Source organism: Rhodoplanes roseus, assembly GCF_003258865.1.
Lineage (GTDB): Bacteria > Pseudomonadota > Alphaproteobacteria > Rhizobiales > Xanthobacteraceae > Rhodoplanes > Rhodoplanes roseus.
The window spans coordinates 1-5,585 of sequence record NZ_NPEX01000341.1; the positions used below are offsets into that span (position 1 = coordinate 1).

Sequence of the window (5,585 nt, forward strand, 5' to 3'; positions counted from 1 at the left end):
GCCGTCGGCCGCGACGGCGCGATCCGCCCCGATTTCCCCAGTTGCGTCCCGGGCCCCCGGCGCTCTCTAGTGCTGCGATCGCAGGAGGAGGGGGATGGGGCCGCGCAAGGGAGGGCACCGGCAGCGAGGCAGGGACCAGGCGAGCTGCGCCGTCCCGGCCGGCGTTGCGACGTTCGGGTGGCGACAGCCGATTGATTGTTGTCAACGATTTTACCGTCCCGACGACCCAAGACTCCGCCGGATGACGTGCGAGCGCGGGGGGATACGCGGATTGCAGCATCGCGCCGGCTGCCGTGCCCGCTCGACCGGTGGGCTCGCTTCGCCGGGAGGGGCCGGCTCGGCCGCGTCGCGAGGCCGGCCAGCCCGGACCGGCGGCCCTTCGCCGCCAGGTGGTTCGAACCCCCGCGTGACCGACATCACATATTTCGCCGGGTCGGTGCGGGACTGTGCCGCCGGCGCCGGGACGGGCGGCGCACGGCCGACACGGACAACGGGCATGGTTGCCGGACTGCTCGTCCTGCAATAGCCTGACGGGCATAGTGGGTTGAGATGCGGGATCCGCGCGACATTGTTCACATGATCCTGGAATCGGGGCCGAGCGGGCTGATTCTGGTGGATGGCGACGCGCGCGTCGTCTTCGCCAACGAGCACGCCGACGAGATGCTCGGCTTCGCGCCCGGCGAGCTGCTCGGCCAGCCCATCGAGATCCTGGTGCCGGACCGCTTCCGCGACGGCCATCCCGAGCTGCGGCACGTGTTCGACCTGTCGCCGCGCGAGCGCCCGATGGGGATCGGCCGCGACCTCCAGGCGCGCCGCAAGGACGGCAGCGAGTTCCCGGTCGAGATCGCGCTGAAGCCGATGACGGTGGAAGGGCGGCTGTTCGTCCTCGCCGTGCTGGTCGACATCACCGAGCGCAAGCGCAGCGAGGATCGCCAGCGGCTGCTGATCGGCGAGCTGAACCATCGCATCCAGAATCTGTTCGCGGTGATCCAGTCGGTGGCGCTGTCGAGCCTGTCGGGCGAGCGGTCGCTGCGCGAGGCGCGCGACGTGTTCGTCGACCGCCTGCAGTCGCTCGGCCGCGCCTACACGCTGATGACCGAGCAGGAGTGGCGCGGCGCCCCGCTGCGACAGATCCTCGCATCCGAGACCTCGGCTTTCGCCGACCGCGTCACGCTGGACGGAATCGAGGTGATGGTGAAGCAGAACGCGGCGCAGAGCTTCGCGCTGCTGCTGCACGAGCTCACCACCAACGCGGTCAAGTACGGTGCGCTGTCGGCGCCGGACGGCAGCATCGCGGTGCGCTGGAGCGTCGAGCGCGAGCTGCGCCCCAACGCCTTCGTGCTCTCGTGGCAGGAGGACGGCGGCCCCCGCGTCGCGCCGCCGACCCGCAGCGGCTACGGGCGCAAGATCATCGAGGACACGATGCGGCGCATCGGCAAGCATCAGATCGAGTACGCGCCGGGCGGTCTGAAGTACCGGATGGAGGCGCCGCTCGACAAGGTCGGCTGGGTGATCGACGATCCGGCTCACGAGGGACTCTGAGTCGGCCGGGGCGCGCCAGGACGATTCGGCGTTGCCGGCGCGACACGGTTCGGTCATGTTGTACGTAGTTCCGCCCATGTTACCGTGGCGGAGCCCGCAAATGCGTTATTGATACATTCGTTTCTGAAATTCGTGACTCCAGCGCCGGCGGCGCCGGCACCATCGATGAGTTGGAACACTGAACTCGCGTATTTCGTGACCCCGAAGTCCGGTCCGATGCGTCCGATGCGGACGCTGGTCGACGTGAATCGGGCGTTGCTCGACGACCTGCCGTTCGGCAGCCGGCTCAGGCCTCACTGGGCGGCTGTCGCGCGGCTGCTGCTGATTGCCTCGGATACTGGATCGACAATCGACGTTCGCCTGGCGACCGATGCGCTCGTGCGCGCCCTCGACACCGAAGGCTGGATGTCGCGCGCCACCGATCGTGCGCCGGCGTCGCGTCCGGCGGCCGCCGCAGCGCCCATCGCGGGGGTCGTATGTGTCGACGAGGTCGCGCGCCGCGCCGGCCCCCCGCATCGCGACGGGACGGCATTCGATGGTGCGCCGGCATCGCGCCCTCTGGCGGCCTTCCGGGACGCACCGGCGCCTCACGCGCGAGGCGGCGATGATCCGGACGTGGCGTGGGATCCGGCCGAACCGCAGGACCGGGCAGGGGACGAGGACGGAGCGTTCGGATTCGACGAGCCGCTGCCGTTCGGCGCGCCTCGTCGCAAGGCGAGCCACCGGCCCCTCGACGCCGATCACGCCGGCTTCGACGCCGACGGCGACCCCGCGATGCTGATCATCCGCAAGCTGCCGTGACGTCGATCGGCCGGCCGCCGGATCGCCGGGCGCGACCGGGCGATGGTGGCCGCGAGCCTGCTGCGATGCAGCGTGGCTGGCGTGCGACTCGAGCGCTACTTGAGACGTGATTTGATGCCGTCGACCGACGTCGTGGTCTGCCGGACCAGCTCGTCCGCGTCGGCGAGGGTCATGCGTCCGCCCTGCTTCACCACGCGGCCGTCGACCATGACGGTGTCGACATTGTGCGGGCGCGCGGCCTCGACGAGAAGGTGAGCCGGATCGTCGGCGAACATTCCCATGTTCAGCGCCCGTGGTGCGATCAGCAGGAGGTCGGCGCGCTTGCCGGGCGAGATCGATCCGATCTGCGCATCCAGCCCGATCGACCGGGCGCCGTCGATGGTCGCCAGCGCGAGCAGCTTGCGCGCCGTGACGGCCAGCTCGTCACGCCGGCGGCCGGCCTCGATCAACTGGAACAGCTTCATCACGCTGAACATGTCGGCGTATCCGGCGAGCGAGTTCGAATCGATGCCGAGGCCGACCGGGATGCCGCTGGCGATGTAGTCCTGGAGGCGCGTCACGCCGTAGCCGACGCGCAACTCCGTCAGCGGTGTGAGGGCGACCTTGCAGCCCGCATCCTTGGCCGTCTTCAACTGCTCCGGGGTCGCGTCGGTGAAGTGCACGAGTTGCAGATCCGGCCCGAGAAAGCCCCCCGCCGTGAGCGACTCGAACTGAGCTTTCGCCGTCTGGCCGCTCACGTGAACCGAGATCGGAAGGCCGAGGCGGCGCGCCGCCTCGATCTCGCTGGTGGCGACGCCGAGCGCGGGGTTCATCTGCTGGCCGACGATCGTCACGATCCCGAGCGGGCCTCGCCACGCCAGCCCCAGCGTCACCGGGCTGTCGCCGGCATGCTCCCGCCACGTCGTCGCGAGCTGCTCCAGGTGAGCGAGATCGATCGGCTCGGTCGGCTTGGAGATCGTCGAGGCGCCGTAGAGGAAGCGGGCGCGAATGCCGCTCTCGCGCAGGGCGCGGATGCAGCTTTCGGCGGCCTCGCGGCTGCGGATGTTGTGACAGAAATCGAGCGTCGTCGTGATGCCGGAGGAGAGCGCCTCGACGGCACCGAGCAGGGTGCCGCGATACATGTCCTCGGGCTGATATCCGTTGGCCATCCGGTTGCGCGTGGGGAAGTACGTCGCTTCCTTCGTGTCGCCGAAGTTGCCGCGCATCTGCGTCGACCAGAGATGCGTGTGTGTGTCGACGAAGCCCGGGATCATGATCATGCCGCGGGCGTCGATGACGCTCACGCCGCTCTCCGGCTCGATCGTCGCGGCGACGCGCTCGATGGCGCCGTCGCGCACGAGCACGTCGGCCGAGGTCAGGTCGCCCAGCCGGTCGTCCATGGACATCACGTAGGCGCCGCGGACGAGATGGCTGCCCCGTGCCGGCAGGGACGGCGTCGAGCTGCCGGCCCGCGGGGCCTGCGCCCAGGCGGCCGTGCCGGCCGCGAGGCCGACCCCGGCGAGTGCGGTGCCTCCGGCGAGCAACGCGCGGCGGCTGACGTTCGGCGAACGATCGCCCATCCTGGTCTTCTCCCCTGTCGTCTCGGTTTTTTTGTGCGGTCCGGCGAGGCCGGCCGCCAATGATCTAACCGAGCTTCACATACAGAGTACAGGGGCTTCGCGTGAACGGCGGCGGGGGCGACGGAGCGGCGTCGCTCACACGGTCTCGGTGCGCGCTACGGCGGGCTCGTCCGGGTCTGCCGGGGCGCCGGCCTCGATGCGCTCGACGATGCCGCGGGCGATCTCGCGCTCGCCCATGATCACGGTCGAGGCGCCGAGCGAGGCGAGGTGCTCGACCTCGGCGTCCGAATGGGCGCGGGCGACGATCTCGATCGACGGATTGGCGACCTTGGCCTGCTGCACCACCTGGCCGGCCTCGAAGGCGTTGGGAATCGCCAGCACCAGGCGGCGCGCCGCGCCGAGATTGGCGGCGGCCAGCACCTCGGGGTCGGCGGCGTTGCCGACCAGCGTCTCGGTGCCGCGCGCCCGCAGCGCCGCCAGCGGCACGTCGGCGTCCTCGATCACCAGGAACGGCGTGCCGGCGGCGGCGAGCGCATCGGCCACCAGGCTGCCGACCCGCCCGTGGCCGACCAGCACGGTGTGGCCGGAGAGCGCCGTGGTGACCAGCGGCTCGACCTCGACCGCGGTCCGGGCGGGGCTCGCCTGGGCGGCGGCGGGCGCCGACGGGGCGGCGTTGCCGGGCGCGGCCTCCGGCATGCGCAGGTCGAGCCGGCCCTTGAGGGCGCGCACGCCGGCGAACACCAGCGGGTTGATCAGGATCGACAGGATCGCGCCGGCCAGCACGAGATCGCGCGCCGCGTCCGGCAGCAGCTTCAGGCCGACGCCGAGCTCGGCCAGGATGAAGGAGAACTCGCCGATCTGGGCGAGGCTCGCCGACACGGTCAGGGCCGTGCCGGTGGGATGGCCGAAGGCGCGCACGATGACGAAGGCGGCGACCGACTTGCCGATCACGATGATGAACAGCGTGCCGAGCACCGCGACGGGCTCGCGCCACAGGGTCGACGGGTCGAATAGCATGCCGACCGAGACGAAGAACAGCACCGCGAAGGCGTCGCGCAGCGGCAGCGATTCCTCCGCCGCGCGGTGGCTGAGCTCGGATTCGCTGAGGATCATGCCGGCGAAGAAGGCGCCGAGCGCGAACGACACGCCGAACAGCTTCGCCGCCCCGAAGGCGACGCCGAGCGCGATCGCCAGCACGGCGAGGCGAAACAGCTCGCGCGAGCCGGTGTGGGCGACGTAGTGCAGGATCCACGGGATCACCCGGCGGCCGACCACCAGCATGAACAGGACGAAGCCGACGACCTTGAGCACCGTGACGGCCAGGATGCCGCCGACGCCGAGATCGAGCGCGACGCCGAACAGGCCGCCGACCGCGTGCCCGTCGCCGCTGGCGCCGCCCGGCCCGGCGGTGCCGAACGCGGTGGCGAGCGCCGGCAGCAGAACCAGCGCCAGCACCATCGCGAGATCCTCGACGATCAGCCAGCCGACCGCGATCTTTCCCCGCTCGGTCTCGACCAGCCGGCGTTCCTGCAGGGCGCGCAGCAGCACCACCGTGGAGGCGACCGAGAGCGCCAGTCCGAACACGAGGCCGGCCGGCAGCGACCAGCCGAGCGCCCAGGCGAGGCCGGCGCCCATCGCGGTGGCGACGCCGATCTGCACGATCGCGCCCGGCACCGCGATGGC

4 protein-coding genes are annotated in these 5,585 nt (G+C 71.0%); 2 read left to right on the forward strand and 2 right to left on the reverse strand.

Translation table 11 applies throughout. From position 1 onward, the window contains the following. The first annotated feature begins 576 nt into the window (after window positions 1–576). Both CH341_RS27545 and CH341_RS35420 read left to right on the forward strand, forming a co-directional pair. Window positions 577–1,542, forward strand: a complete 966-nt coding sequence (locus tag CH341_RS27545; RefSeq protein ID WP_170149831.1) for a sensor histidine kinase — start codon at window positions 577–579, stop codon at window positions 1,540–1,542. 225 nt (window positions 1,543–1,767) lie between these two features. Further along, window positions 1,768–2,343: a hypothetical protein gene (locus CH341_RS35420; protein ID WP_210208638.1), complete on the forward strand. Its 576-nt coding sequence runs from the start codon at window positions 1,768–1,770 to the stop codon at window positions 2,341–2,343. A 95-nt stretch (window positions 2,344–2,438) separates the two neighbouring features. On the opposite strand, the gene CH341_RS27555 is transcribed toward CH341_RS35420, so the two are convergent. After that, window positions 2,439–3,902 carry an amidohydrolase family protein gene (locus CH341_RS27555; protein WP_111422153.1) on the reverse strand — a complete coding sequence of 488 codons (1,464 nt, stop codon included), beginning with the start codon at window positions 3,900–3,902 and terminating at the stop codon, window positions 2,439–2,441. 135 nt (window positions 3,903–4,037) lie between these two features. Beyond that, a partial coding sequence (locus CH341_RS27560) for a cation:proton antiporter domain-containing protein (RefSeq protein WP_111422154.1) occupies window positions 4,038–5,585 on the reverse strand: 1,548 nt, incomplete at its 5' end.